Genomic DNA, 24,830 nt, shown 5'->3' on the forward strand with positions numbered 1-24,830 from the left:
ATGCCCGCACTCGATCACCTGCAAGTCTTCAACGCCATGCACGCCTCCCCCCACGCCCGCCTGGAGCTGAGCGCGCACCTGGGCGACGGGCTGGCGGCGGCGTTGTGGAGCAACCGTGACGATGCGCGCGACTACCAGGCCCCCAGCCACCACACCCTGTCCTGCTACATCGCCGACGGCACCGGCACCTTCCGCCGCCAGCGCCCGGCAGACAAAGGCTCGCCGGGCAAGCTGTGCATCATGCCCGCCGGCCACGAGTCGAACTGGGTGGTCAACGGCTCGATCCGCCTGGCCCACCTGTACATCAGCGAGGCGCAGTTCGCCCTGGGCTGCACCCGCCTGCTCGACCGTGAGCCACGAGAGATGCAACTGCGCGAGGCGACGTTTCTTGAGGATCCTCAGCAGGCCGAACGTTTTCGCCAGCTGATCCGGCTGGACTGGGCCGAGCCCGGCGAACGGCTGTTGGCCAGCAGCCTGGGGCACGCCATCATCGACCATGCCGTGCTGCACCAGGCGGGGCTGCGCCAGGGGCTGAAACTCAAGGGCGGGCTGGCGCCGCACCAGCGCCGGCAGTTGGTCGAATACATCGAAGCCAACCTCGACCAGCCACTGACGCTGGGTGAGCTGGCGCTGCGCTGCAACCTGTCCGAATACCACTTTGCGCGGATGTTCCGGGCCAGCTTCGGTTTGCCGCCGCACCAGTACCTGCTGGCCCGGCGCCTGCATCGGGCCGGTGAGCTGTTGCGCCTGGGGCAATTGCCGCTGGGGCAGGTGGCGTTACTGTGCGGGTTTGCCAGTGCCAGCCATTTCAGCAACCGCTTCAGGCAGGCGTTGGGGGCGACGCCGGGGGAGTATCGGGCGGCGTTTGCCTGTTGATCGCTGGGACCGCAAAGCGGTCCCGCTTGTTTAGAACTCCAAGGTACTCGACAGGCTCACCTGCCGCGCATCCCCCACCGCGACGAAATACCGGTTCACCGCCGAGGTGTAGTACACCTTGTCGAACAGGTTTTTCACGTTCAGTTGCAGCAGCACCTTGTGCTCGTCGAGCTTGGTCTCGTAGCTGGCGAAGGCATCGGCCACGGTATACGCCGGCAGGTCGAAGTCATTGGTCGCGTTGCCAGCACGCTCACCCACATAGCGGGCACCCGCCCCCACACGCAGGCGGTCGCCGCCGAACAGGCTGCCGTAGTCATACACCGCCGACAGCGAACCACTGTGACGGGCGACGTTCTGCAGGCGATTGCCCGCAAGGTCCGGGTCCTTGGTCACTTCGGCATCGGTGAAGGCGTAGGCGCCGATCAGGCTCCAGCGCTCACTGAGCTGCCCGGTCAGGTCCAGTTCGACGCCGCGTGAACGCACTTCACCGGCATTGCTGTAGATGATGGTGCCGGGCTGGGTATCGCCGTCAGCCACCAGCACATTGCGTTTGTTGATATCGAACAGCGCCAGGGTGCCGGTCACCCGGCCCGGGATATCCAGCTTGGCACCCAGCTCCCATGACTTGCCCTGCTCCGGCTCGATGCCTGAATCGAGGGTGAGGGTCTGGCCGCCGCCGATGCTCAGCGGCGCGATGGTCGAGTTGGGCTTGAACGACTCGCTGTAGCTGCCATAGAACGACAGCTGCTCATCGAGCTTGTAGACCAGGCCCGCGTGGGGCACCCAGGTCTGGCCGCTGTTGTCGGTGTTGACGTTGAATGGGCGGCCACGGCCGGCGTACTGGTCGAACTGCTGGAAACGCCCGCCGGCGACCAGGATCCAGTGATCGTCCAGGTGCCAGGCATCCTGCAGGAACAGCGAGTCGCTGCGCAGTTCGTCGGTCTGGTCGCTGTCACTGGCGCGCACCGTGGTGCCTTCCACTTCACGGCCATAGACCGGGTTGAGGTAGCTGAAGGTCGAGCGGCTGTTCTGGCGGATCAGGTCGGCGCGGTAGATCTTGCGGTCCTCGTGGTCGACACCGACCAGCAGGTCATGGCGTTGGCCGGCCAGCTCGACGTTGCCGTTGAGGCTGAAGGTGGCGAACTGATCGCGGCTCATGGCGCCCTGGGTGCCGTCGATGCTGCGGGTCAGCGTGCCTTTTGCCTCGTTCACCCCGGTCACGCGGACCTGGCTGGCGTCGTAGGTTTCGCGGTTGAAGCTGTAGCCGAAGTGGGCTTTCCAGGCGTCGTTCAACGTGTGATCGACCTCCAGGCGGTACAGGTCGGAGCGGCCTTCCATGTCGTTGAACGGTTCGTCCAGGCGGCGGCTGGCGGGGATGTTCAGCGGGTGCCCGTCACTGCCGAAGGCGGTGCCGCGGTCGAACGGGTAGCTGAACTCACGGTGCTCATAGGCCAGCACCACCTGGGTGTCCTCGCCCAGCCAGGCGAACGACGGCGCCACCAGCGACTCGCGGTGCACGCCGAAATTGCGCCAGTAGTCTTCGTCTTCATGGTCGACGATCAGCCGGTAGGCAAAGTTGCTGTCGCCCAGCGCGCCAGTGCTGTCCAGGCCGCCACCGCTGCCGTTCTTGCCACTGCCGTAGGTCGAGCCGCGCAGGGTGACGGCGTTGTATTGGACAAGCTGCGGGCGCTTGCTGACCACGTTGATCACCCCGCCCGGGTCCTGGATGCCGTACAGCAACGAGGCCGGGCCCTTGAGCACCTCGACCCGCTCGGTGCTGGCGTTGAGCGCGCGGCCCTGCACGATCGGCATGCCGTCGCGCATGATCGAGCCGTCGCGGTTGTCGCCAAAGCCGCGCTTCATCACGGTGTCGGCGGTGCCGCCGAAGTTGTTGCCCTGGGTGATGCCGCTGACGTTGTACAGCGCATCGTCGAGGTTGCGCGGCGCCTGGTCGCGGATTACCTGCGCGGGCACCACGTTGATCGCCTGGGGAATGTCCTGGGTCGGGCCCTGGCCGCGCATGATCGAGGCGCTGGCCGGGGGCTGGTAGCTGTAGTCGTCGGCCAGGGAAGTCACAGTGGTGGCTTGCAGGTTCACGGCCCCCGAGCTGTCAGCCTGTTCGAGGGTCAGCGTGCGGCCGTCGAGACGGCGCCAGCTCAGGCCGGAGCTGCCCAGCAGCTGCTGCAGGGCCTGCTCGGCGCTGAACGTGCCGTTCAATGCCGGCGCCTGCAGGTCGGGCAGTGCCAGGGTGTAGACCACACTCTGCCCGGTGGTGCGGCTGAAGGCGTTGAGCGCCTGGGCCAGCGGCTGGCTTGGCTGGGCGAAGGCATAGGCCTGGCTCTGCTGCTCGGCCATTGCCTGGGGGGCCATGGCCAGCAGCGACAAGGTACTGAGGCCGAACCAGAGCGGGACGCAACGCGGGGTGAACTTCATGGACGCTGACCTGTGAGAGGGATGATCGTTTGCGAATGAATCGCACTTCCACTCACTACACGGATGCCGTGAACGGATACCTCACCGTCCTGGTGAAAAAAGTTGCGGTTGTCTGCGCCTGTAACGGCCAATCGGCGGCAAGCCGGCTCCCACAAAGGGCCGCGCCGCCCCTGTGGGAGCCGGCTTGCCGGCGATTGGCCGGTAGCGACAACACACCTAGCGCAGGACGGTGAGCCGCCCCAACAGCGTCTGCCGCGAGAACCCCAGCACCTTGCCCAGCGAATCCAGCGCCAGCAGTGGCTCGGCCACCGGGAAGCTGCCGCTGACCTTGCGCTGCGCCAGTTCGCCGTCGAGCAGCACGATCCGCCCCGGGTAGTAACGCCCCAGGTCCTCGACCACCTGCCCCAGCGGCACCTGGTAGTAGTTCAGCCAGCCCTGGCGCCAGGCCAGGCGGCTGTCGCTGTCCACGGCCTCGACCGCGCCTGCCACACCGGTGGCGTAGGCCACCTGCTGATTGGCGGTCAGCTCCCGCGCCGGCTCGCCCTGGGCAGGCGTCACCGCCACCCGGCCGCTGCGCACCGTGACCTGGGCCCCTTCGCCCTGCTCGCGCACTTCGAACTGGGTGCCGAGCACCCGCACCTGGCCGCCGTTGGCATCCACCAGAAACGGCGCGCCGGTGTGGGTCACCTGGAAGAACGCGGCACCGCGCAGCAGGCGCACACGGCGCTCACCGTGAGCGAAGTCCACACTGATCGCCGTGCCGGCATCCAGCGTCAGCTCTGAACCATCAGCCAAAGTCACCTGGCGCACCTGCTCGGCGCTGCTGTAGTCGGCGCGCAGGTCCTGCAACCAGTGCTGCGGCTGCCAGCCGGCAACCCCACCCAGCGCCAGCACCAGGCAGGCGGCCACGGCAAAGCGCTGCCAATGGGGTTTGCGGGCAGGGCGGCGCATGGCGTCGAGGTACTGCTGCAGGCCGGCCTGTTCTTCGGCGGCCAGGCGCGCGGCCGGGGCCTCGGTCTGGCGCCACAAGGCCTGGGCCTGGGCATAGGCTTGGCGATGGGCCGGGGCCTGCAGCAGCCAGCGCTTGAACGCGGCGCTTTCGGCCTGCTCCGGCTGCTGGTTGATGCGCATCAGCCAGCCCAGGGCGGCCTGGGACTGCTCGGCAGTGATTGGCGGTTCGAGGCTCATCGACGGGCGCTCCCTGGCCGGCGCGGTGGGGGTGCGGCTTCGGCGACACTCGCCTTGCACGCTTCGAGGGCGCGCATCATATGCTTTTCCACGGCGCTCTGGGACAGCTGCATGGCCTTGGCGATCTCGCCGTAGGTGCAGCCGTGGATGCGGTTGAGCAGGAAGATCTGCCGGGTGCGTTCGGGCAAGGCGCGCAGCGCCGCCTCGATGCGCTGCAGGTCATGGTCGACCTCCAGGGCCTGTTCGGGCGCCTGGGCGAAGGGTTCGTCGTCGGTGTGCTGCAGGCCTTCGGCCACGCGGTCGCGGCTGCCTTCGCTGCGCAGGTAGTCGATGGCCAGGTTGCTGGCGCTGCGCAGCAGGTAGGTGTCGAGGGCTTCGACCTTGACCTCGGGGCGGCGCCAGAAACGCAGGAACAGCTCCTGCACCAGGTCGGCGGCGGTGGCGCGGCAGCCGATGCGCCGGTTGACCAGCGCCTCCATGCGCGCACGCTGGGCAAGGAACACCTGGACGAAGCGCGCCCGGCCACGGCTGGCCTCGGCGTTGGCGTCGATCACCTCCCCCGGCTCGCGCAACGCCTTACACCGCCAGCACGGCCAGCAACGGCCCGAGCACCAGGCTGGCCGCAGCCAGGCCCACCAGCAGCCGAGGCTGGTACGGCAGGCCGAACACCCACAGCGTCACCCCGGCCATCAGCACGGCGATCCACTGCACCAGGCCCAGGGCCAGGCCTTGCAGGTGCACAGCCAGCACCAGCGACAGCAGCAACAACGCCCAGCCTCCGATGCGCAGGGCCTTGAGCTGAATGACCGTGGGCTTGCGCCCGAGCAGGTCGTTGAAGTGTTTTTCCATGGCCAGGCACAAGGCGGCGAAACCGGCGAACCCCAGCAGCGCGACGCTCAGCATCAGCTCACCTCCACGGCGTTGGCGACCTTGGGCGCGCGCTTGGCCACCACCTTGGGCGCGCGCAGCATCTTGCCGGCAGCCCAGGCGAGGAACAGCCCGGTGCCCAGTGCCGTCAGGTCGAACCCGGCCATGGCCCAGTCACCGACGGCAATGGAATGGTTCAACCCCTGGCCGGTGGTCAGCGCGTTGAGCAGCGGCAACAGGGCGAAGGCCAGCGCGCCCAGCGCCAGCTGCTCGCCCCAGGCCCTGCGCCCGGGGCGCAGCACGGCATGGGCCAGCGACAGGGCCCAGGCCAGGAAGAAGGCGTTGATCTCCCAGTCGGCACGCCCCTGCAACGTCACCGGCAGCAGGCGGTTGGCCCAGAAGAACGCCGCCACACCGAGCAGCAGGCCACTCATGCTGGCAATGTTGAGCACCTCGACCAGGCGCAGCTCGACCGGCATATGCCCGCTCTTGGCATGCTTGAGCTGGCGTTTGCCCAGCCACATCACCAAGCCCGTGCCGATCACCGCCGTGCCGGCCACGCCGAAGGCGAAATACAGCCAGCGCAGCCACGGGCCGGCGAAGTTGCCCATGTGCAGGCCGACGAAGGTGAACGAGGTCATCATCGCCGCGCTCTCCGGCGCGCCTTGGGTAAGCAGCGCGCCGCTGACGCCATCGAAGGTCCAGTTGGCGCTGCGCTTGTAGGCCACGCTGTCGGCCGAAGCGCGGCTGAAGGTGACCCGGGCATTGCCGTCGCCGGGGTTCTGCACCTGGATGAAGCCCATGCGCGCACCCGGCGCCTGCTCCTGCACCTTGGCGTAGAGCGTCGGCAATGGCGCCAGGGGGGCCGCGACGCCGGCCAGCGCCGGGGTTTCGTCGCGGCCGAACAGGTCGTTGAAATAGCCGCCGCTGTCGCCATAGCTGGCCAGGATGCTGGCCGGCATCACCATGTACATGAAGATCACCAGGCTGCTGTAGCTGATCATCAGGTGGAACGGCAGCACCAGCACGCCGATGGCGTTATGGCCGTCGAGCCAGGAGCGTTGGCCCTTGCCGGGGCGGAAAGTGAAGAACTCCTTGAAGATCTTCTTGTGGGTGATGATCCCGGTCACCAGGCCCAGCAGCATGATGAAGGCACAGAAGGTCGCCAGCCAGCGGCCCCAGGGATAGGGCATCTGCAGCTCGAAGTGGAAGCGGTAGAAAAACTCGCCGCCACGGCTGTCGCGGCCCACCACTTCCTGGCCGCTGACGGCGTCCAGGTCCTTCCTGACCATACCCCGTCGCCCGCCAGCATTCGGGTCGCGCCAGCTGACGCCGAGCGCCGGCTCGCGCTCGCTGGGCAGGCGGATGAACCAGCTGCTGGCGTGGCCGGCGTTGCTTTGCAGGTAGCGCTGCGCCAGCGCCAGGCTGGCCACCGGGTCGAGCGGGTGGCTCTGGACTTCGGGCGTGCTCCAGTGGTTGATCTCGTCCTTGAAGTACGACAGCGTCCCGGTGAGGAAAATGGCGAACAACAGCCAGCCGAAGATCAGCCCGGTCCAGGTGTGCAACCAGGCCATCGCCTGGCGAAAGCCCTCTTTCATCCGTTTTTCATCCAGTAGGCAAGCCCGGCGATCAGCCCCAACACCAGGCTTGGCAGCAGCACGCCGAGCCAGGCGCGCCAGGCGCTGCGGCAGGCGAAGCAGCCGATGAAGGCCAGCAGGTAGACCACGAACGACAGCATCATGCCGGTGAGCGCGGCATCGACCTGGGCCATGGGCGCGAGCAGGGTGATGCACACGCTGGCCAGCGACGCCAGCAGGTAGCCGCCCAGCAGTGCCGCCAGGCTGCGTGAGGCCACGGCCAGGCGATAGCTCAGGGGGAGGCCGGCGGCTTTGCTCTTCATCGCGGTGGTCCGGGGAAATGGGGGTGCAATAGTAATGATTTCAATTCTCATAAGCAAAGCATCGGGGATGAACTGCGCCCGGTCATCACTGATTGCCGAATGGTCGAGGGCTGAATACAATGCGAACAATTCTTACTTCCAGTTGCGCTAGCAAGGCGCCGGAGTCGCATCGGTGCCCAGCGCCCTCTCTTCTACCGTCGAAGGCCTCTACCTCAACCACCACAACTGGCTTACCGGCTGGTTGCGGCGGCGCCTGGGTTGCCCGCAAAGCGCCGCGGACCTGGCCCAGGACACCTACGTGCGCCTGCTCCAGGCCCGTGAAACGCCGCAACTGGTAGAGCCCCGCGCCTTCCTCGCCACCGTGGCCAAGCGCGTGCTGTGCAACCACTTCCGCCGCCAGGAGCTGGAGCGCGCCTACCTCGAGGCGCTGGCCCTGGTGCCCGAGCAGGTGGCGCCGAGCGAGGAAGAAAAGGCGATCATCTTCGACACCCTGCTGGAGCTCGACCGCCTGCTCGATGGCTTGGCGCCGCTGGTCAAGCGTGCCTTCCTGCTGGCCCAGGTCGACGGCCTGGGCCAGGGCGAGATTGCCCGGGAGCTGGGTATCTCGCTGGCGACGGTCAAGCGCTACCTGCACAAGGCAGCCCTGCGCTGCTACTTCGCCCAATGAACACCACGTTCGCCCCCCGCGTCGCCGAGCAGGCCGTGCACTGGCTGATCGAGTCCCAGGCCGAGGGCTTCGACCAGCACCTGGCCCTTGAGCGCTGGCTGGCAGCCGACCATGAGCACCAGCGCGCCTGGGCGCACATCCAGCAGGTCAACCAGCGCCTGCGCGGCGTGGCTTCGCCGGTGGTGCACGCGACCCTGCAGGCGCCGCCCTCCCCGGCCCGGCGCCGGGCGCTCAAGGCGTTGTTGCTGGTGGGTGTGGCCAGCGCCACCGGGCTGGGCCTGCAGCAGCACAACCCGCTGCCGGGGCTGATGGCCGACTACCGCAGCCCGGTTGGCCAGCGCCGGCGCCTGACCCTCGACGATGGCAGCCAGTTGCACCTGAACACCCGCAGCGCCGCCGATGTGCGCTTCGATGGCCAGCAGCGGCTGGTGCGCCTGCAGGAGGGTGAGCTGTTGCTGGAGGCTGCCAGCGATACGCGACCCCTGCGGCTGCGCACCGGCGAAGGCGAGCTGCTGCTGGACCGCGGGCGCTTCAACGTGCGCCAGTTCGACGGTTTCAGCCTGGTCACGGTGTTCAGCGGCAGCGCCAGCGTGGCCGGGCAGCGCTTGCTGGCCGGGCACCAGGCGCGTTTCGCCGGGGGTGGCTGGCAGGCGATCGCGCCGCTGGAGCCGAACCGCGCGGCCTGGGTGGACGGCATGCTGGTGGTGTCGCAGATGCGCCTCTCGGACTTTGTTGCCGAGCTGTCGCGTTACCGGCTTGGGCAATTGGGCTGCAGCGAACGGGTGGCCGACTTGCGGATTTCCGGGTCGTATCCGTTGGAGGACAGCGAGCGGATCCTGGCCATGCTGGAGGTGGCGTTGCCGGTGAAGGTGCGGCGCTTTACCCGGTACTGGGTGTCGGTCGAAGCGGCCACAGGTTAAACCTGCGGGGGCCCAATCGCCGGCAAGCCGGCTCCCACAGGTATCACCTCACCCAGAAGTCCGCGCGGTCCCTGTGGGAGCTGGCTTGCCAGCGATGAGGCCGGTGAAACCTGAAAATTATTTGAATCAACCTGAGCCATTTCCCGAACCTCGCGTGACAGAGAAGGCAGAACCCCCTTCTCACAGGACCACCGCCCCATGCTTCTGCGCCCCAGCCCCCTCGCCCATGCCCTGCTGCTCGCCATCAGCCTGGGCTGCGCCGTGCCCGCCACCCAGGCCGCCGACACCCGCAGCTACCACATCGCCGCCGGCAACCTGGAAGACGCGCTCAACCAGTTCGGCCGCGAAAGCGGTGCGCTGATCTCGTTCGGCTCGACAGTGACCCAAGGCCTGATCAGCCCCGGCCTGGATGGCCAGTACGAAGTGAGCCAAGGCCTGGATGCCTTGTTGCGCGGCAGCGGCCTGCAGGCACGCCAGGAAGCCGACAACGCCTACAGCCTGCAGCCGGTGCAGGCCGGCAACAGCGGCGCGGCCGTGGAGCTGGGCGCCTCGACCGTGGTCGGTGACTGGCTGGCCGACGCGCGCCAGGACAACGTCTTCGAACACCCCGGTGCACGCGACGTGATACGCCGTGAAGCGTTCGAGCGCAGCGGCGCCAGCAGCGCCCGCGAGGTGCTCAACCGCATCCCCGGGGTGAACGCGCCGGAGAACAACGGCACCGGCAGCCACGACCTGGCGCTGAACTTCGGCATCCGCGGCCTCAACCCGCGCCTGGCATCGCGCTCTACCGTGCTGATGGACGGCATCCCGGTGCCGTTCGCCCCGTATGGCCAGCCGCAGCTGTCGCTGGCGCCGATCAGCCTGGGCAACATGGACGCGGTGGACGTGGTGCGCGGCGGCGGCGCGGTGCGCTACGGGCCGCAGAACGTCGGCGGCATCGTCAACTTCGTCACCCGCGCCATTCCTGAAGAGGCGACGTTCAAGGCGGCGATGCAGAACCAGATCAGCCCGTCGTCCAGCCAGGATGGCCTGAAGAACAACGCCAACCTGCTGATCGGCGGCACCAACGCCAACGGCCTGGGCGGCGCCCTGCTGTACTCCGGCACCCGCGGCAGCGACTGGCGCGAACACAGCGACACGCAGATCGACGACCTGATGCTCAAGGGCAAGCTGCAGCTCGACGAGGCCAACAGCCTGCACGCCATGGCCCAGTACTACGAGGGCGAGGCCGAGATGCCGGGCGGCTTGAGTGCCGCGGCGTTCGACGATGATCCCTACCAGTCGACCCGTCTCAAGGACAAATTCTGGGGCCGTCGCACGCTGTTCAACTTCGGCTACGACTACAAGCAGGACGACCGCCAGTTCAGCGTCAACAGCTTCTTCACCAAGACCCTGCGCAGTGGCTACCTGGACCAGGGCAGCTTCGTGTCGCTGTCGCCGCGCGAGTACTGGGTGCGCGGCATCGAGACGCGCCTCTCCCAAGGCGTGGCGCTGGGTGACAGCTGGCACGAACTGGGCATCGGCTACCGCTATATCAACGAGGCCGGCCACGAACTGCGCTATCGCGAGCCCACCAACAGCAACCGGTTGCCCACCACCGACAGCCGCAATGACCGCGACACCCGTGGCAGCACCGAGGCCCATGCGATCTACCTGGATGACCGCATCGACATCGGCCGTTGGACCATCACCCCGGGCGTGCGCTACGAGATGATCGACTCGGAGCAGAGCAACAAGCTCAACGGCCAGCGCTACCAGGGCAGCTACAACACCGCCCTGCCGGCACTCAACGTGATGTACCACCTGACCGACACCTGGAACCTGTACGCCAACACCGAAGGCTCGTTCGGCAGCGTGCAGTACAGCCAGATGCCCAACCGTGTCAGCAGTGGCGAGGTCAAACCCGAGAAGGCGCGCACCTGGGAAGTCGGCACTCGCTACGACAATGGCGACTTGCAGGCGGAAATCGGCGCATTTTTGATCAATTTCGACAACCAGTACGAAAGCAACCAGACCAACGATTCGGTGATCGCCCGCGGCGAAACCCGCCACCAGGGTATCGAGACCAGCGTGCGCTACGCCCTCGATGGCCTGAGCCCGGCACTGGCCGGTTTCGACGTGCATGCCGGCTACGCCTTCGTCGATGCCACCATCCGTGAAGACGGGCCGAACAAGGGCAACCAGGTGCCGTTCTCGTCGCGCCACAAGGGCACCCTGGGGGTGGGTTACACAGAGGGCCCGTGGCAGTTGAACCTGGACAGCAGCTTCCAGAGCAGCCAGTACGCCGACAACGCCAACACCGGCAGCGAGAGCGCCGATGGCAGCACCGGGCGCATCCCCGGCTACATGCTGGTGAGCACCCGCGCCGGCTATGACTTCGGCCCTGCACTGTCGAACCTGAAGGTGGCGGTGGGGGTGAAGAACCTGTTCAACCGCGAGTACTACACCCGCTCGTTCGACGACAACAACAAGGGCAAGTACGTGGGCGAACCCCGTACTCTATACCTGCAGACCTCGGTTGAGTTCTGACCGACGACAACAAAAGCCCGGCGACTGCCGGGCTTTTTGCAACAGGAAATTTTTATTGCGCAGGGGGTTGAATTCATCGCGCGGATGCCTGACCTTAGAGTCAAGAGGCGCAAAAAGACCAACGCCCTCAGTGGCTTGAAAGTGCCTCCCGCGAGCAAGCTGAATAAGGATTGAAGTCATGCAAATCCAGGTCAACAGCAGCAACCATTTCGAAGGCAACAACCGTCTCGACGAGTGGGTCCGCGCCACGCTGCACAGCAGCCTTGAACGCTACGAAGAAGACCTTACCCGTATCGAAGTTCATTTGCGCGACGAGAACGGCGCCAAGCCCGGACCGCACGACAAACGCTGCCAGATGGAGGCTCGCCCCAAAGGCCACCAACCGATTTCCGTGACCCATACCGCCACTTCGCTGGACCAGGCGGTCGATGGCGCCGCCAACAAGCTCAACCATGCACTGGAGCACTTCTACGGCAAACTGCGCAGTAAACGTGGCGTGCTTGAACTGAGTGACCCGGACGCCTGATCCAACCGCGTCACAACAAACGCCCGGCCTTGCGCCGGGCGTTTTCGTTTGTACCGATCAGCGGGCTTGAACCAACCCCGGCTTGCCCCGGTCAATTCCTGCAGTCATTCAATGCAGGCCTCGACCATGAACAACCCCTTCGACCAGATCAGCGCTGCGTTCGCCCCCGAATACCGGGTCAACCTGAGCATCGAACGCCTCGATGGCAGCATCATGCTGACCCTCTCCGACGACAGTGGCGTGGTCGCCAGGCGCCTTATCAGCGAAGCTCAGCGCAACGACCCGGTACGCCTGCAGCGGGTCATCGACAGCATCCGCCTGGGCCTGGCCATCGAGCTTGGCCAGAACCCGCTGCAAGTACTGGCCGCCTTGACCCGGGATCCTCGCCATCAATCACCCGTGGCGGTCTAGGTGGGCCCCTCGTCGGTGCTCAGCGGCGTTCCAGCAGATCGCGAATGACACGCTCGACGCCTGGCAGACGCAGCGTTTGCACACGCAACGCCGCATCGAAGGTTTCAGGGGCGCAGAATAGGCCGTGCACCCCAGGGTCGTAAGTGGGCTCGATGCCCTGTTCCAAATGATGCAGGACCTCCTCCAGCAGCGAGCGCGACATCACGACCTGCTCACCGATCACATCGTCGATTTCATTCAAGAACACCGCGTGCGGGTCGAGGCCCAGCGGCAGGCAGGCCTGCTCCAGGTGGGCGTTGACGGCGTCGAAATCCAGACTCATACATTTCTCCTGCGGCACGCGGAGCTCGCGACGTCTGTCGCGAAGACGGCTCGCTGCCGGCGGTCATTCAAGCGCCACCGGCCATTGCGAATGCACTAATTATCTAACTGCACGCCGAGATAAATCGTTGCTCGAATGCCGGCGCCTCACTTGCCCTCGTCCACTTCCTTGCCGTTGGCGTCCAACACCTTGGTCGACGGGTAGCGGTAGGAGGCGTAGCGCACCACCAGGATGGCGAACGCCAGCAGCAGGATGCCGCCGCACACATACAGCAGCCCGACATCCGGTGCCTTGTGGTGCGACACATCGCCGATCAGCAGGCGGGTCAGCGCGGTGATCGCCACGTACAGCAGGAAGCGGATGGGCATGTGGTTGGTCTTGAAGTAGATCCCCACCATCGCCCCCAGCTCCAGGTAGATGAACAGCAGCAGGATGTCATCGACGCTGACCCCGCCCTTGCCCAGCATGTCCAGGAAGGTGACTACCGCCGCGTAGGCGGTAATCGCGCCGATGCCAAACAGCGCCAGGTAGTGGAAGGCTTCCACGCACAGGTTGCCCAGCGAGTCGGCAGAGCCATGCAGGCCCTTGCGCAGTTTGTCTGCCCATTTGGTGTTCACGATGTTCGATTCCCCGATACGGCTGAAGGATGGTGCGTCACGCCTGTGACATTTGTTGTGCCATGCAGTTAAAGGGCCAGGCCCTTGCCTTGGAAGGCGGCCGATTGCCGCAGGGCACCTGTGGGCTACGCTTTTTGCCTGCGAATGGCCATCACCGTGGTTGCAGTGGGTGGGCCTTCACCTGTACTGTATAAAAATACAGTTAATACCCAACCAGCAAAAAGGCATAGAGGTGATGAATGGCCGTCGAAGTGGTGTACCGCAGCAGCCGCGACCCGGAGCGCTTGTTCATGGATAAGGCCGAAGCAGATCGTCACGACAAGATGCTCGAACTGGCCGAGCGCCTGGCTGAGGTGCTGCACAAGGCGGTGCCGTCGCTGAGCGAGCAGCAGGTCGAGGAAGCCGGTATCTACATGGCCAAGAACCGCGATGTGTTCGCCCGCGCGTTCAAGAGCCAGCCGGATGCGCTGGCCGAACTGCTCGAAGGCGGAGCTGCCGAGTGAAATCGACACGCCCCCTGTAGGAGCGGCCTTGTGCCGCGAAAGGGCCGTACAGCGGCCCCCGGCACTCTTTGAGGGGTAGCTTAAATCCTGGGAGCGCTGCGCCCCCTATCGCGACACAAGGCCGCTCCTACACAGGGAAAGCGCCAGCCTTATCAGCCGTAGAGCAACCGTTCCGCCAGCATCTGCGCCACCCGTGCCGGCGAGCGCTTTTCGGCCTGGGCATGGGCAAACACTTCGGTCAGCCGCGTGGGGATACGCGCCAGGTGCGCGGTGATGGTGCCCACGTCCTCGCCGCGATGCCTCAATGCCACGTAAATCAAGCCGCCGGCATTGATCACATAGTCGGGCGCATAGAGAATCCCGCGGTTCTCCAGTTGGTCGGCCACCTGCAAGGTGGTCAGCTGGTTGTTGGCCGAGCCCGCCACCGCCGCGCAGCGCAGTTGCATCACGCTCTGCCCGTTCAGCACCGGCCCTACCCCGCAGGGCGCAAAAATATCGCAGGGCGTGCTGATCAACGCCTCGTTGGCCACCGGGTGAGCATTGAGCTGCTCCACCGCCAGGCGCACCTTCCCGGCATCCAGGTCACTGACCAGCAACTCGGCACCCGCCGCATGCAGTTGCTCGGCCAGCGCGTAACCCACATTGCCCAGGCCCTGCACCGCCACCCGTAAGCCTTCCAGGTTGTCACTGCCCAGGCGGGCCATGGACGTCGCGCGAATACCGGCAAACACCCCCATCGCCGCATGGGGTGAGGGGTCGCCTGACGCAGTGGTGCTGGTGACATGGGGCGTGGACTGAGCGATGCAGTCCATGTCGAGGGTCGAGGTGCCGCTGTCCACGGCGGTGATGAAGCGCCCCTGCAAGCTGTCGACAAAACGACCGAAGGCCTCGAACAGCGCCGCGCGGTTCTCGACATGCGGGTTGCGCACGATCACCGCCTTGCCGCCGCCCATCGGCAACCCCGCCAGGGCCGCCTTGAAACTCATGCCCTGGGCCAGGCGGATGGCATCGCACATGGCGCTTTCGTCATCGGCGTAGGGCAGGTAGCGGCACCCGCCCATGGCCGGCCCCAGGTGCTCGCTGTGAATCGCCACCACAGCTTTGAGGCCCGTGGGCGGGTCGATGAACAGGTGCAGTGACTGGGTACGGGTACTTTGCATGAGGGCGAACATCGACGGGCTCCCCCGAGAGGTGCTCCTACCAGTATAGGCAGGTGCATCAGAGCCGCCGCGCGGGCGGACCACTGGACGAAAGCCGGCGCCAAGGCTAATAGTACAAGCGTGACGGAGACTGCCCATGAACCCACGCCAAGCCTGCCTGGCCTGTCTGCAACGCGAACCGGTCGCCCTGCTGGAGGCCGCCCTGTGGATAGCCGTTGAACATGATCGCAGCGTCGACCCTGCGGATGGCCTGGCGAGGGTTCATGCGCTTGAGCGCGAAGTCAGTACGAACCTGCCGATGCTACCCCTGAGCGAACTGGCCCAGCCGCTGCTGCGCCAGCTCAACGCCCTGGGCTTCCAGCAGGATGAATATCACCCCTTGCGCCCGCACGTGGCGTTGATGGACAAGGTGCTGCAGCGCCGCCGTGGCCAACCGCTGCTGCTGGCCATTCTCGCCCTTGAGCTGGCCCGACGCCTGTCGATCCCGCTCGAAGGGGTCAATTTTCCCGGCCACTTCCTGCTGCGTGTGCCCGGTGCCGACCACCTGCTCGACCCCTGCGGCGGGCGGCGCCTCTACCCCGCCGACTGCCGCGAACTGCTCGCCCGCCAGTTTGGCGCACAGTTGCCGTTGAATGCCGAACACCTGCGTAGCGCCTCACCGATGCAGATGCTCCAGCGCCTGTCGCGCAACCTGCGCCAGCTGCACAGCAGCAACGACAACGACCTGGCCGCACTCATCGATGCCGAACGGGTGATGCAACTGGGCCCGGCGCAGGTCGGTGACTACCTGGCCCGGGCCACCCTCTACCAGCACCTTGAATGCCCCCAGGCCGAACGCTTCGACCTGGAGCATGCGCTGCTGCTGACCGATGACCCGATCCAGCGCCTGAAACTGAGCGAACGCCTTGGCCAACTGCCGTCGACCAAGCGCTCGATTCACTGAGCCGGCGTGTCCGGTTGCCGCGCTGGATGGGCCTTGGCGAACGCCGGGTGCGCCTCGGCCAACGCCGCCACCCGGCGAATGCGCGGGTAAGCGGCCAGGTCGATGTTGAAGCGCTCGGCCGCGTACAGCTGCGGGATCAGGTAGACATCGGCCAGCCCCGGCGTGGCACCGAAGCAGAAGCCTTCGTCGCCAAGCAATTGCTCCACTGCCGCCAGCCCTTGGCTTATCCAGTGGGCGATCCACTGGTTGACCTGCGCCTCATCGTGCCCCAGCTGACGCAGCTGGTTGAGCACACTGACGTTGTGCAGCGGGTGCACGTCGCAGCCGATGATCGCCGCCACGCCACGCACCTTGGCGCGCGCCTCGGCAGTGGCCGGCAGCAGCGCCGGCTGTGGATAAACCTCCTCCAGGTACTCGATGATCGCCGGCGACTGCACCAGCAGCTCACCGCCGTCGGTGCGCAGGGCGGGCACCCGCCCTTGCGGGTTGAGCGCCAGATAATCACCGCCGCGCTGCTCGCCCTTGAGCAGGTTGACCGGCAGGGCCTGGTAATCCAGGCCCTTGAGCGCCAGGGCGATGCGCACCCGGTACGACGACGTGGACCGATAGTAGGTAAACAGCTCCATCGCCCGGCCCCCTCAGTTGGCCGCGACGATGGTGCCGCGGCACTCGCCGAAGCCGATGCTGGCCACGCCATCGCGCACGCAACGGGCCCGCAGGATGACCTCGTCACCGTCCTCGAGGAACTTGCGCACCTCGCCGCTGGCCAGCTCCACCGGGTGCTTGCCGCCCTCGGTGATCTCCAGCAGGCTGCCGAACGAGCCGGGCGTGGCGCCCGACAGAGTGCCCGAACCGAACAGGTCGCCCGGCTGCAGCTGGCAGCCGTTGACGCTGTGGTGGGCAACCATCTGTGCCACGGTCCAGTACATGCTGCGGGTGCTGCTCAGGGTCAGGCGATGGGCCGGCAGGTTCTGCTCGCGCATGCGCTCGGTCAGCAGCAGCACCTCCAGCTCGATGTCGAAGGCGCCACCGGCTTGGTCGCGGGTATCCATCAAGTAAGACAGCGGCTGCGGGTCCCCCTCCGGGCGCGCCGGCTGGGCGCAGCGGAACGGCTCGAGCGCTTCGGCGGTCACCACCCAGGGCGACACGGTGCTGATGAAACTCTTGGACAGGAACGGCCCCAGCGGCTGGTATTCCCAAGCCTGGATATCGCGGGCCGACCAGTCGTTGAGCAGGCAGAAGCCGGCCACGTGCTCGGCGGCATCGCCGATCGGGATCGGTTGGCCCAGGTCGTTACCCTGGCCAATCCAGATGCCCAGCTCCAGTTCGTAGTCCAGGCGCGCACAGGGGCCGAAGCTTGGCTCGGCCTGGCCGGCCGGCAGGGTCTGGCCCTTGGGCCGGCGTACGTCGGCACCGGACGGGCGAATGGTCGAGGCGCGGCCGTGGTAGCCAATGGGCACGTGCTTGTAGTTGGGCAGCAGCGGGTTGTCCGGGCGGAACAGCTTGCCGACGTTCTTGGCGTGCTCGATGCCCACGTAGAAATCGGTGTAGTCGCCGATTTTCGCCGGCAGGTGCAGTTGGCACTCGTTGGCCGGATACAACGCCCCCTTGAGCGCAGCCTGATGCTCGCTGCCCTCCCCCAGCAGCGCCAGCAGGCGCTCGCGCAGGGCGACCCGGGCCGGGCGGCCGAGGGCGAAGAAAGCATTCAGCGCGCCGCCCACGGTGGCCTCGACGGCGGCCTTGGCCTCACCTTCGAACAACCCGGCGGCCAGCACGGCCTCAAGATCCAGGATGGCGTCGCCGATGGCCACGCCGCAACGTGGTGCCTGCCCTGGGCGGCTGAAGATGCCCAGCGGCAGGTTCTGCAGCGGGAAGTCGCTGTGCCCGTTGGCGTGCTCGACCCAGCTACGGGCAATGGCGGTGTGGTTCATCGGTTATCTCCGGTTCGGGTTGAAGGTGCTCGGCAAGGTGGCCCAGCAACTATCGTAGTCGGCCTGCAATTGCGGGCTGTCGAGGGCCTGGCGGCTCGGGCGCAGCACCTGGCTGGTCTCGAACATGAAGGCCATGGTGTCGGCGATCTTGTGCGGCGCGAGGTCCGCGGCGATGGCTTTGTCGCAGGTTTCGGCGTCTGGCCCATGGGCGCTCATCACGCCATGCAGCGAAGCGCCGCCCGGCAGGAAGCCTTCGGCCTTGGCGTCGTAGGCGCCCTGGATCAGGCCCATGAATTCGTTCATCAGGTTGCGGTGGAACCATGGTGGACGGAAGGTGTTCTCGGCCACCATCCAGCGCGGTGGGAAGATCACGAAGTCCATGTTGGCCATGCCATGCACGCTGGTGGGTGAGGTCAGCACGGTGAAGATCGACGGGTCGGGGTGGTCGAAACTAACGGTGCCGATGGTGTTGAAGCGGCGCAGGTCGTACTTGTACGGCACGTTGCTGCCGTGCCAGGCGACCACGTCCAGCGGCGAGTGCGAAAGCTCGCAGGCCCAGTGCTCACCGAGGAATTTTTGCACCAGCTGCACCGGGCCGCTGGTTTCTTCGTAGTGGGCCACCGGGGTGAGGAAGTCACGCGGGTTGGCCAGGCCGTTGCTGCCGATCGGGCCGAGGTCCGGGATGCGCAGCGGCGCGCCATGGTTCTCGGCGATATAGCCACGTGCCTGGGCATCGAGCAGTTCGACACGGAATTTCATGCCCCGCGGGATGACCGCAATCTCCAGCGGCTCGACCTGCAGCACCCCCAACTCGGTGGCAATGCGCAGGCGGCCCTGTTCGGGCACCACCAGCAGTTCGCCGTCGGCGTTGAAGAACACCCGCTCCATGGAGCGGTTGGCGCGGTAGATGTAGATGCTCACGCCAGCCGGTTTTTCCGCCGCCGAGTTGGCCACCATCGGCAACCAGCCTTCGATGAAGTCGGTGGGTTCGGACGGGATCGGCTGGGGGCTCCAGCGCAGGCGATTGGGGGTGATGGCACCCAGGGCGCCGGCCAGCGGCTGGCGCTCCAGGCGCTCGAAACGGGGGTGCAATGCCGACGGGCGAATACGGTACAGCCAGGTACGGCGCAATTCGCTGCGGGCCATGGTGAACGCGGTGCCCGACAGCAGCTCGGCATACAGCCCGTAGGGTGCCTTCTGCGGCGAGTTCTGCCCGACCGGCAGCGCGCCGGGCAAGGCTTCGCTGGCGAATTCGTTGCCGAAACCGCTCAGGTACTCAAGTTCAGGTGAGGTGTCGCGGGTCATCTCGGTGCCTCCGGGCTGCTCAGAGCCGTCATGGGCAGCTGGCTGCGAAGCCCGATCCTGAAACCGGCACCTGGGGCGGCAGCGCGTCTGCATTGTTATTTTCGTAATCAGATTACGAATAACGTAATTTGCTCGCTTGCAGGCGTCAAGCTATAAAGGCGCCACCCCGTAAAATCTGGATAGACGTCCCCCTCATGGCCAAAGCCAGCACCAGCACCGACAACGGCAAACAGAAGGTCCGCTCGGCGGAAGTCGGCACCGACATCCTCAAGGCCCTGGCCGAACTCTCGCCTTCCACCTCGCTGTCGCGCCTTGCCGAACATGTGCAGATGCCGGCGAGCAAGGTCCACCGTTACTTGCAGGCCTTGATTTCAAGCGGTTTCGCCGAACAGGACGCGGCCACCAACCATTACGGGCTGGGCCGTGAAGCCTTGCGGGTGGGGATGGCGGCGTTGGGTAGCATCGATGTGCTGAAAGTGGCGGCCCTGCCGCTGTCGCAACTGCGCGATGAGCTCAACGAGAGCTGTTTCATCGCGGTGTGGGGCAACCAGGGTGCGACTGTGGTGAACATCGAGCCGGCCGTGCGCGCGGTGACGGTGGTGACCCAGATCGGCTCGGTGCTGCCGCTGCTCAGTTCCTCCACCGGCCTGGTGTTCGCGGCCCACTTGCCGGAGCGCGAGACCGTCGAACTGCGCGACCGGGAGTTGGCGGCCCTGAATCAGACCAACGATGACTACGTGCCGCTGCTGGCGCAAATCCGCCAGCGCGGCCTGCACCATGTGCACGGGCTGCTGATGCCCGGCGTGGACGCGCTGTCCGCCCCGGTGTTCAACGCCATGGGCCAGATCGCCGCCGTGATGACCGTGGTCGGGCCGACGTCGATCTTCCATGCCGACGAAAACGGTCCGGCCGCCCGGCGCCTGCTGGCCGCCACCCAGGCCACCAGTTGGCGGATGGGCTACGGCACAAACCCCTGACAATGCTTACAAAGCATTACTGTTGTGGGTCAGTTCGCCCGGTTATGGTTTGCCCGGCACTTTTACCCGAAACGTAAAGGTGAATGTCACAAGCGGCTATTTTTCCCACGGGATCAAGCGCTTATTCTGATCTCACTGGCCGGCACGAAGGGCTCTCCCCCCCGCCTTTCGCGCCCGCCCAGGTTCACCGACGTTGATTTTGAAGCTCCTTGATCTAACGTCTCGATTGGCCGCTGCCTTTGCAGCGGCCTTTTTTATTCCTGCAAGAATCTGCTGAACCTGTGACAGCCAAACATCCTCAGGCCGACGGGTATGTCTGCAGATTCGCCATCATCTGCTGCAGCGCCTGAAAACTGTCCTGCGGGTGGGTCGCACCGTCGAAATCACCGATCCGACCCCAGTTGTCCGCCACCTGCTCCGGGGTGAAGCCTTCACGGGGATCGAAGCCCACGCCCTGGCTGCGCTCCCAGCGCACCTTGCCCACCCAGCCACCGCCCACCTCGAACAGCTGGCCGCTGTCCTGGCACTGTTCGCTGCCAAGAAACACCACCAACGGGCTGATCAGTTCGGGTTTGAGCTGCTCGAACACCTGAGGTGGGATCAGCCCCTCGGTCATGCGGGTACCGCCGGTGGGGGCGATGGCGTTGACCAGAACGTTATGCTTGCGCCCTTCGATGGCCAGGGTGCGGGTCAGGCCGTACAGGCCCAGCTTGGCCATGCCGTAGTTGGCCTGGCCGAAATTGCCGTAGATGCCCGAGGTGGACGACGTGAAGATCACCCGCCCCCAGTTCTGCGCGCGCAGGTGCGGCCAGGCGGCGTGGGTGACCTTGTAGGCGCCCTCGACATGCACCCGGTAGACCAGGTCCCAGTCGCTGTCTTCCATCTTGTGGAAGGTCTTGTCGCGCAGGATGCCGGCGTTGTTCACCAGCACATCGACCCTGCCAAAGCTGTCCAGGGCCTGCTCGACAATGCGCGCGCCATCGGTCACCGAATCGTGATTGGCCACCGCCGTGCCGCCGGCGGCGCGGATTTCCTCCACCACCCGGTCGGCCGCCGACACGTTGGCGCCCTCACCATGGCTGCTGCCCCCCAGGTCATTGACCACCACCTTGGCCCCGTGCCGGGCAAACAACAGGGCGTGGGCCCGGCCCAGGCCGCCACCGGCCCCTGTGACGATCACCACGCGATCTTGCAGACTTACCGGTTCGCTCATGCTCAAGGCTCCAGGCAGATGAAGGATGCGCGCAGTGTCGGCCAGCCCTCACCGCCCGACAATCAAGCGCACCCCGGCGAATGCCGGGGGATAACCCATGGCGATGATCACCCGGCTACGACCAGGCGACTTTCTGTGGCACGTAGCTCAGCGGTTGTTCACGAAAGGCCAGGTAGTGGCGCAGCACCTGCACCGGCGCTTCGGTGTGCGGGTAGTGGCCGATGCCCTGCAGCACCACGGTATCCGGGTCGGGTACCACTTGCCGGTAGCGTTCGACCATGTGCGCGCCGGACAACGGGTCGACCGCGCCATTGATGAAGCGCAGCCGCACGCCTTCGCGCTGCAGGGCGCCGACCCAGCGCTCGCGTTGCGCGCGGCGCTCGGGCAGGAAATTGATCAGCTTGTGCAGGATGCGCTGGCCGCGGTTGGCGGCGATCAGGCTCCAGCAGTCGTCCAGCGCGCTTTCGCTGGGGTGGGTGCAGGGCCCGTAGACCTGGGTGACGTTGCGCACCAGGTCGTCGCGCCCGAACGAGCGCCCCACCAGCCAGCCAAGGCGGCTGAGCAGCAGTTTCTGGATCAGCAGCACGCGGCAGCTCTCGGGGAACAGGCCGCTGTTGAGGAACACGCAGCTGGCGATCTTCAGGCGCTGCTCGTGGTGCCGGGCCAACAGCTCCTGGGCGACACTGCCGCCATAGTCGTGGGCCAGCAGGTGCACCGGCTGGTCGATCTTCAGGTGCTCCAGCAGCGCCTGCTGCAGGTCGGCCTGCTCCAGCAGGCTGTAGTCGTGGTCTGCGGGCTTGGCCGAATCGCCAAAGCCGAGCATGTCGCAGGCCACCACGCGAAAGCGTTGGGTGAGCGGTACCCACAGGTAGTGCCAATCCCAGCTGGCGGTGGGGAAACCGTGTAGCAATAGCAGAGGCTCTCCTTGCCCTGCCGTCCAGTAGCGGATGCTCTGGCCCCGGAAGGTGAAACCCTGGCTCCGGGTGCGCCAGACGCACAATGGAATCTCGGCCAGTGGCATCAGGGTCGTCCCGGTATTGGTGTTTGAGTGTCGGAATAGGGCAAGGCTGCGTTCATTGCACGTTACCTCGGCACATACATGTGCTCTCTATGTCGAGGCTCAGTCTAGAAGCCAATACGAAGGTGTTAAGTCGCCTTGGCAGCCAGCCTGATGACCGTGCGAGTCAGTGGCACGAACGGTCAGAACAGCATCACCAGCACTGGCGCGGCAAACAGGTTGAGCAACCCGGTGAGGACCATGACCAGCCCGGCCACCGAACCCTCTTCGCGGCCCACTTCCTGCGCCCGGCTCACCCCGGCGCCATGGGCGCCGACACCGAACAGCGCGCCCCGCGCCAGCGGCGTGCGCAACGGCAGCCAGCGCAGCAGCACACCGCCGAACACCGCCCCCAGCACGCCAGTGAACATCACGAACACGGCGGTCAGCTCCGGTACACCGCCCAGGTCCTGGGCCACCGGCATGGCGAACGGGGTGGTGATGGAGCGCGGCAGCAACGACAGGCTGACCGACTCATCCAGCGCCAGCAGGTGCGCCAGCCCCCAGGAACTGCCGATCGAGGCGACGCTGCCGGCCAGCATACCGACCAGCAACGCCGGCCAGTGCCGCGCCAACAGCGCCCGCTGCTGCCAGATCGGTACGGCGAAGGCCACCGTCACCGGGCCCAGCACGCCCATCAGCCAATGGGTGTTGCGCGCGTATTCGGCGTAGGCGGTGTGCAGCGGTACGGCCACCGCCAACAGCAGCGCCGGTACCAGGATCAGCGGCGACAACAGGTAACGCCCGCTGCGCCGGTACAGCCAGCGGCTGCCCGCATACGCCGCCAGGGTGAGCGCGAGCCAGAACAGCGACTTGGCTTCAGGGCTCATGGCGCAGCCTCCAGCGACATACCAGTTCGACCGTCACGGCGGTGACCACCATCACCAGCAAGGTGCTCACGGCGATCACCAGCAGGATGCGCCAGCCCTCGCTGCGCAGCAGGCTGCCGTAGTCGAGCAGGCTCATCAGCGCGGGGATGAAGAACAGCAGCATCTCGGCCATCAGCCAACCGGCGCCCAATTGCAAGGTAGCGGGCTTGAGCAGGCCTGTGGCGAACAGCATCAGCAGCAGCGCCAGGCCCATCACCCCGCCTGGGATCGGCCAACCCAGCCAGGCCGCGAGCTGGCCACCGATCAGGAACAGGGCCAGCAGCACCGCCAGCTCGGCGAGCAGGCGGCAGGTTTTCTTGAGTAATGCAGGGTTCATGGGTACGGTCCTCGACAACGTACCCAGTGTAAAAGTCAGCCTTGCAGGCCAAAAGCGAATTGTTAGACTGCATGCCATTCCATATTGGAATTCATGAGATGGAATTCAAACAACTGCGCAGCTTCATTGAAGTCGTTCACCGTGGCGGCTTCACCCAGGCGGCGGGCACCCTGCATATCAGCCAGTCGGCGGTGAGCAAGCAGGTCGCCCAGCTGGAACAGGCCATCGGCCAGCCACTGCTCGAGCGCCAGGGCTCGCAACTGCTGCTGACCGCTGCCGGGCGTATCGTGCTGGAGCGCGGCGAAGTGCTGCTAAGCCTGCGCCAGGAACTGCTCAACGAGCTGGACGATCTCGGCCAGATGGCCCGTGGCGAGCTGCGCCTGGGCCTGCCCTTGCTGGGTAGCGACACGCTGTTCGCCGGGCTGTTCGCCGAGTACCGAAGGCGCTACCCGCAGATTTCGGTGCAACTGCTCGAAGGCGGCAGCCGCATGATCGAACAGGCGGTGAAGAGTGGCGAGCTGGAGCTTGGCGGTGGCCTGACGCCAAGCGACCCGGCGTTCGATTACCAACCCTTCTGCAATGAACCACTGGATGCCCTGCTGCCCGCCGACCATGTCCTGGCGGGCCAGGCACACGTCGATCTGGCGCAGTTGGCCGATACGCCGTTCCTGCTGTACCAGCGCAGCTTCGTGCTCAATGACCGGCTGCTCAGCGCCTGCCAGCAGGTGGGCTTCACCCCCAAGGAAGGCGGGCGCAGCGGCCAGGCGGACTTCCTTGCCTCGCTGGTGGCGGCGGGGCAAGGCGTGGTGCTGCTGCCCAGGGTGGTGGCGCGGGCACTGGAGCGGCCCGGGGTGGTGCGCTTGCCCTTGCGCTCACCGGGCGAATTGAGGTGGGACATCGCCTTCATCTGGCGGCGCGGGGCGTACCTGTCACGGGCGGCGCAGGCGTGGTTGGCGTTGTTGCGCGAAAAAGGTTGAACACGCTGGAAACCGTACCGGCCTCATCGCTGGCAAGCCAGCTCCCACCTGACGGGCTTGCACGATCACTGTAGGAGCGGCCTTGTGCCGCGAAATGGCCGCAGCGCGGCCCCAGGATTTCAGCGAGATAGCTGAAATTGCCGGGGCTGCTCTGCAGCCCTTTCGCGGCACGAGGTGATCTGGTCAAGTAATTTTGGACACCGATTAAGGTTTATGCCGCCGCTTTGAGCTTTGCCTCCATGGCTACCGGCGTTTCATAGCCGTTGTAGCTATGGAGCCGCTTGAGGTTGTAGCGCATCAGA

Annotated in this window: 26 protein-coding genes; 10 read left to right on the top strand and 16 right to left on the bottom strand. The window is 66.0% G+C overall.

Annotated elements, in window-relative coordinates; translation table 11 throughout:
- On the top strand, positions 1-876 hold the full coding sequence (locus L6D77_RS06650) for a helix-turn-helix domain-containing protein (RefSeq protein WP_232882152.1): 876 nt from the start codon (positions 1-3) through the stop codon (positions 874-876).
- 30 nt (positions 877-906) lie between these two features.
- Here L6D77_RS06650 and L6D77_RS06655 read toward each other — a convergent pair whose 3' ends face one another.
- The 6 genes from L6D77_RS06655 to L6D77_RS06680 form a co-directional block, all read right to left on the bottom strand.
- On the bottom strand, positions 907-3,309 hold the full coding sequence (locus L6D77_RS06655; protein WP_232882151.1) for a TonB-dependent siderophore receptor: 2,403 nt from the start codon (positions 3,307-3,309) through the stop codon (positions 907-909).
- 216 nt (positions 3,310-3,525) lie between these two features.
- The gene (locus tag L6D77_RS06660) at positions 3,526-4,497 is read right to left on the bottom strand and encodes a FecR family protein (RefSeq protein ID WP_232882150.1); all 972 of its coding nucleotides are present in this window, start codon (positions 4,495-4,497) and stop codon (positions 3,526-3,528) included.
- Positions 4,494-5,051 (bottom strand): RNA polymerase sigma factor, encoded by a 558-nt coding sequence (locus L6D77_RS06665; protein ID WP_373870574.1) that lies wholly within the window; start codon positions 5,049-5,051, stop codon positions 4,494-4,496. The genes L6D77_RS06660 and L6D77_RS06665 overlap by 4 nt, the downstream gene beginning before the upstream one ends.
- Before the next feature lie 22 nt (positions 5,052-5,073).
- The gene (locus L6D77_RS06670; RefSeq protein ID WP_232882148.1) at positions 5,074-5,400 is read right to left on the bottom strand and encodes a DUF3325 domain-containing protein; all 327 of its coding nucleotides are present in this window, start codon (positions 5,398-5,400) and stop codon (positions 5,074-5,076) included.
- Complete coding sequence (locus L6D77_RS06675) at positions 5,400-6,962, bottom strand: PepSY-associated TM helix domain-containing protein (protein ID WP_232882147.1); 1,563 nt, start codon at positions 6,960-6,962, stop codon at positions 5,400-5,402. The genes L6D77_RS06670 and L6D77_RS06675 overlap by 1 nt, the downstream gene beginning before the upstream one ends.
- Positions 6,959-7,264 (bottom strand): DUF3649 domain-containing protein, encoded by a 306-nt coding sequence (locus L6D77_RS06680; RefSeq protein WP_232882146.1) that lies wholly within the window; start codon positions 7,262-7,264, stop codon positions 6,959-6,961. Before L6D77_RS06680 ends, L6D77_RS06675 begins: the two co-directional genes overlap by 4 nt.
- Before the next feature lie 172 nt (positions 7,265-7,436).
- On the opposite strand from L6D77_RS06680, the gene L6D77_RS06685 reads away from it, so the two are divergent.
- The 5 genes from L6D77_RS06685 (at position 7,437) to L6D77_RS06705 (ending at position 12,317) form a co-directional block, all read left to right on the top strand.
- Complete coding sequence (locus L6D77_RS06685; protein ID WP_232882145.1) at positions 7,437-7,931, top strand: sigma-70 family RNA polymerase sigma factor; 495 nt, start codon at positions 7,437-7,439, stop codon at positions 7,929-7,931.
- Complete coding sequence (locus L6D77_RS06690; RefSeq protein ID WP_232882144.1) at positions 7,928-8,851, top strand: FecR domain-containing protein; 924 nt, start codon at positions 7,928-7,930, stop codon at positions 8,849-8,851. The genes L6D77_RS06685 and L6D77_RS06690 overlap by 4 nt, the downstream gene beginning before the upstream one ends.
- A 198-nt stretch (positions 8,852-9,049) precedes the next feature.
- A complete protein-coding gene (gene fecA / locus L6D77_RS06695; RefSeq protein WP_232882143.1) occupies positions 9,050-11,380 on the top strand; it encodes a TonB-dependent Fe(3+) dicitrate receptor FecA in 2,331 nt (776 codons plus the stop codon).
- Between the two features lie 178 nt (positions 11,381-11,558).
- The gene (locus tag L6D77_RS06700) at positions 11,559-11,906 is read left to right on the top strand and encodes an HPF/RaiA family ribosome-associated protein (RefSeq protein WP_110991697.1); all 348 of its coding nucleotides are present in this window, start codon (positions 11,559-11,561) and stop codon (positions 11,904-11,906) included.
- A 126-nt stretch (positions 11,907-12,032) separates the two neighbouring features.
- Positions 12,033-12,317 (top strand): DUF3509 domain-containing protein, encoded by a 285-nt coding sequence (locus L6D77_RS06705; protein ID WP_232882142.1) that lies wholly within the window; start codon positions 12,033-12,035, stop codon positions 12,315-12,317.
- A gap of 19 nt (positions 12,318-12,336) precedes the next feature.
- Here the strand turns inward: L6D77_RS06705 and L6D77_RS06710 are convergent, their stop codons facing one another.
- On the bottom strand, positions 12,337-12,639 hold the full coding sequence (locus L6D77_RS06710) for a hypothetical protein (protein ID WP_232882141.1): 303 nt from the start codon (positions 12,637-12,639) through the stop codon (positions 12,337-12,339).
- Positions 12,640-12,785: 146 nt separating this feature from the next.
- Entirely contained in the window at positions 12,786-13,256 is a 471-nt protein-coding gene (locus L6D77_RS06715; protein WP_110991698.1) for a phosphate-starvation-inducible protein PsiE, read from the bottom strand.
- A gap of 239 nt (positions 13,257-13,495) precedes the next feature.
- On the opposite strand from L6D77_RS06715, the gene L6D77_RS06720 reads away from it, so the two are divergent.
- Entirely contained in the window at positions 13,496-13,759 is a 264-nt protein-coding gene (locus L6D77_RS06720) for a YebG family protein (protein WP_012274138.1), read from the top strand.
- 152 nt (positions 13,760-13,911) lie between these two features.
- On the opposite strand, the gene L6D77_RS06725 is transcribed toward L6D77_RS06720, so the two are convergent.
- Positions 13,912-14,931: a Leu/Phe/Val dehydrogenase gene (locus L6D77_RS06725; RefSeq protein WP_232882140.1), complete on the bottom strand. Its 1,020-nt coding sequence runs from the start codon at positions 14,929-14,931 to the stop codon at positions 13,912-13,914.
- A 124-nt stretch (positions 14,932-15,055) separates the two neighbouring features.
- Here L6D77_RS06725 and L6D77_RS06730 point away from each other — a divergent pair, with 124 nt between their 5' ends.
- Complete coding sequence (locus L6D77_RS06730) at positions 15,056-15,862, top strand: SirB1 family protein (RefSeq protein WP_232882139.1); 807 nt, start codon at positions 15,056-15,058, stop codon at positions 15,860-15,862.
- Here the strand turns inward: L6D77_RS06730 and maiA are convergent.
- The 3 genes from maiA to hmgA are packed head-to-tail and all read right to left on the bottom strand — an operon-like array spanning position 15,856 to position 19,098.
- The gene (gene maiA / locus L6D77_RS06735; protein WP_232882138.1) at positions 15,856-16,488 is read right to left on the bottom strand and encodes a maleylacetoacetate isomerase; all 633 of its coding nucleotides are present in this window, start codon (positions 16,486-16,488) and stop codon (positions 15,856-15,858) included. The genes L6D77_RS06730 and maiA overlap by 7 nt on opposite strands.
- A gap of 12 nt (positions 16,489-16,500) precedes the next feature.
- Entirely contained in the window at positions 16,501-17,793 is a 1,293-nt protein-coding gene (gene fahA / locus L6D77_RS06740) for a fumarylacetoacetase (protein ID WP_232882137.1), read from the bottom strand.
- A gap of 3 nt (positions 17,794-17,796) precedes the next feature.
- Positions 17,797-19,098 carry a homogentisate 1,2-dioxygenase gene (gene hmgA / locus L6D77_RS06745; RefSeq protein WP_232882136.1) on the bottom strand — a complete coding sequence of 434 codons (1,302 nt, stop codon included), beginning with the start codon at positions 19,096-19,098 and terminating at the stop codon, positions 17,797-17,799.
- Positions 19,099-19,292: 194 nt separating this feature from the next.
- Between hmgA and L6D77_RS06750 the strand changes: the two genes are divergently transcribed.
- Positions 19,293-20,075: an IclR family transcriptional regulator gene (locus L6D77_RS06750; RefSeq protein WP_232882135.1), complete on the top strand. Its 783-nt coding sequence runs from the start codon at positions 19,293-19,295 to the stop codon at positions 20,073-20,075.
- A gap of 298 nt (positions 20,076-20,373) precedes the next feature.
- Here L6D77_RS06750 and L6D77_RS06755 read toward each other — a convergent pair whose 3' ends face one another.
- The 4 genes from L6D77_RS06755 to L6D77_RS06770 all read right to left on the bottom strand — a co-directional run bounded on the left by L6D77_RS06755 (position 20,374) and on the right by L6D77_RS06770 (position 23,551).
- Positions 20,374-21,288 carry an SDR family oxidoreductase gene (locus L6D77_RS06755; protein ID WP_232882134.1) on the bottom strand — a complete coding sequence of 305 codons (915 nt, stop codon included), beginning with the start codon at positions 21,286-21,288 and terminating at the stop codon, positions 20,374-20,376.
- A 115-nt stretch (positions 21,289-21,403) separates the two neighbouring features.
- Positions 21,404-22,309, bottom strand: a complete 906-nt coding sequence (locus tag L6D77_RS06760; protein WP_232882133.1) for an alpha/beta fold hydrolase — start codon at positions 22,307-22,309, stop codon at positions 21,404-21,406.
- A gap of 179 nt (positions 22,310-22,488) precedes the next feature.
- A complete protein-coding gene (locus L6D77_RS06765; protein WP_232882132.1) occupies positions 22,489-23,175 on the bottom strand; it encodes an LrgB family protein in 687 nt (228 codons plus the stop codon).
- Positions 23,165-23,551, bottom strand: a complete 387-nt coding sequence (locus L6D77_RS06770; RefSeq protein ID WP_232882131.1) for a CidA/LrgA family protein — start codon at positions 23,549-23,551, stop codon at positions 23,165-23,167. Before L6D77_RS06770 ends, L6D77_RS06765 begins: the two co-directional genes overlap by 11 nt.
- A gap of 98 nt (positions 23,552-23,649) precedes the next feature.
- Here L6D77_RS06770 and L6D77_RS06775 point away from each other — a divergent pair, with 98 nt between their 5' ends.
- Positions 23,650-24,528: a LysR family transcriptional regulator gene (locus L6D77_RS06775; protein ID WP_232882130.1), complete on the top strand. Its 879-nt coding sequence runs from the start codon at positions 23,650-23,652 to the stop codon at positions 24,526-24,528.
- Positions 24,529-24,830: the final 302 nt, after the last annotated feature.

It is taken from the genome of Pseudomonas parasichuanensis (assembly GCF_021601385.1).
GTDB classification, from domain to species: domain Bacteria; phylum Pseudomonadota; class Gammaproteobacteria; order Pseudomonadales; family Pseudomonadaceae; genus Aquipseudomonas; species Aquipseudomonas parasichuanensis.

Excerpts from the sequence above, each read along its gene's own strand:
- L6D77_RS06650 (WP_232882152.1), top strand. The coding sequence starts at position 1 with ATGCCCGCACTCGATCACCTGCAAGTCTTCAACGCCATGCACGCCTCC.
- L6D77_RS06655 (WP_232882151.1), bottom strand. The coding sequence starts at position 3,309 with ATGAAGTTCACCCCGCGTTGCGTCCCGCTCTGGTTCGGCCTCAGTACC.
- L6D77_RS06660 (WP_232882150.1), bottom strand. The coding sequence starts at position 4,497 with ATGAGCCTCGAACCGCCAATCACTGCCGAGCAGTCCCAGGCCGCCCTG.
- L6D77_RS06670 (WP_232882148.1), bottom strand. The coding sequence starts at position 5,400 with ATGCTGAGCGTCGCGCTGCTGGGGTTCGCCGGTTTCGCCGCCTTGTGC.
- L6D77_RS06675 (WP_232882147.1), bottom strand. The coding sequence starts at position 6,962 with ATGAAAGAGGGCTTTCGCCAGGCGATGGCCTGGTTGCACACCTGGACC.
- L6D77_RS06680 (WP_232882146.1), bottom strand. The coding sequence starts at position 7,264 with ATGAAGAGCAAAGCCGCCGGCCTCCCCCTGAGCTATCGCCTGGCCGTG.
- L6D77_RS06690 (WP_232882144.1), top strand. The coding sequence starts at position 7,928 with ATGAACACCACGTTCGCCCCCCGCGTCGCCGAGCAGGCCGTGCACTGG.
- fecA (WP_232882143.1), top strand. The coding sequence starts at position 9,050 with ATGCTTCTGCGCCCCAGCCCCCTCGCCCATGCCCTGCTGCTCGCCATC.
- L6D77_RS06700 (WP_110991697.1), top strand. The coding sequence starts at position 11,559 with ATGCAAATCCAGGTCAACAGCAGCAACCATTTCGAAGGCAACAACCGT.
- L6D77_RS06705 (WP_232882142.1), top strand. The coding sequence starts at position 12,033 with ATGAACAACCCCTTCGACCAGATCAGCGCTGCGTTCGCCCCCGAATAC.
- L6D77_RS06710 (WP_232882141.1), bottom strand. The coding sequence starts at position 12,639 with ATGAGTCTGGATTTCGACGCCGTCAACGCCCACCTGGAGCAGGCCTGC.
- L6D77_RS06720 (WP_012274138.1), top strand. The coding sequence starts at position 13,496 with ATGGCCGTCGAAGTGGTGTACCGCAGCAGCCGCGACCCGGAGCGCTTG.
- L6D77_RS06725 (WP_232882140.1), bottom strand. The coding sequence starts at position 14,931 with ATGTTCGCCCTCATGCAAAGTACCCGTACCCAGTCACTGCACCTGTTC.
- L6D77_RS06730 (WP_232882139.1), top strand. The coding sequence starts at position 15,056 with ATGAACCCACGCCAAGCCTGCCTGGCCTGTCTGCAACGCGAACCGGTC.
- maiA (WP_232882138.1), bottom strand. The coding sequence starts at position 16,488 with ATGGAGCTGTTTACCTACTATCGGTCCACGTCGTCGTACCGGGTGCGC.
- fahA (WP_232882137.1), bottom strand. The coding sequence starts at position 17,793 with ATGAACCACACCGCCATTGCCCGTAGCTGGGTCGAGCACGCCAACGGG.
- hmgA (WP_232882136.1), bottom strand. The coding sequence starts at position 19,098 with ATGACCCGCGACACCTCACCTGAACTTGAGTACCTGAGCGGTTTCGGC.
- L6D77_RS06750 (WP_232882135.1), top strand. The coding sequence starts at position 19,293 with ATGGCCAAAGCCAGCACCAGCACCGACAACGGCAAACAGAAGGTCCGC.
- L6D77_RS06755 (WP_232882134.1), bottom strand. The coding sequence starts at position 21,288 with ATGAGCGAACCGGTAAGTCTGCAAGATCGCGTGGTGATCGTCACAGGG.
- L6D77_RS06760 (WP_232882133.1), bottom strand. The coding sequence starts at position 22,309 with ATGCCACTGGCCGAGATTCCATTGTGCGTCTGGCGCACCCGGAGCCAG.
- L6D77_RS06765 (WP_232882132.1), bottom strand. The coding sequence starts at position 23,175 with ATGAGCCCTGAAGCCAAGTCGCTGTTCTGGCTCGCGCTCACCCTGGCG.
- L6D77_RS06770 (WP_232882131.1), bottom strand. The coding sequence starts at position 23,551 with ATGAACCCTGCATTACTCAAGAAAACCTGCCGCCTGCTCGCCGAGCTG.
- L6D77_RS06775 (WP_232882130.1), top strand. The coding sequence starts at position 23,650 with ATGGAATTCAAACAACTGCGCAGCTTCATTGAAGTCGTTCACCGTGGC.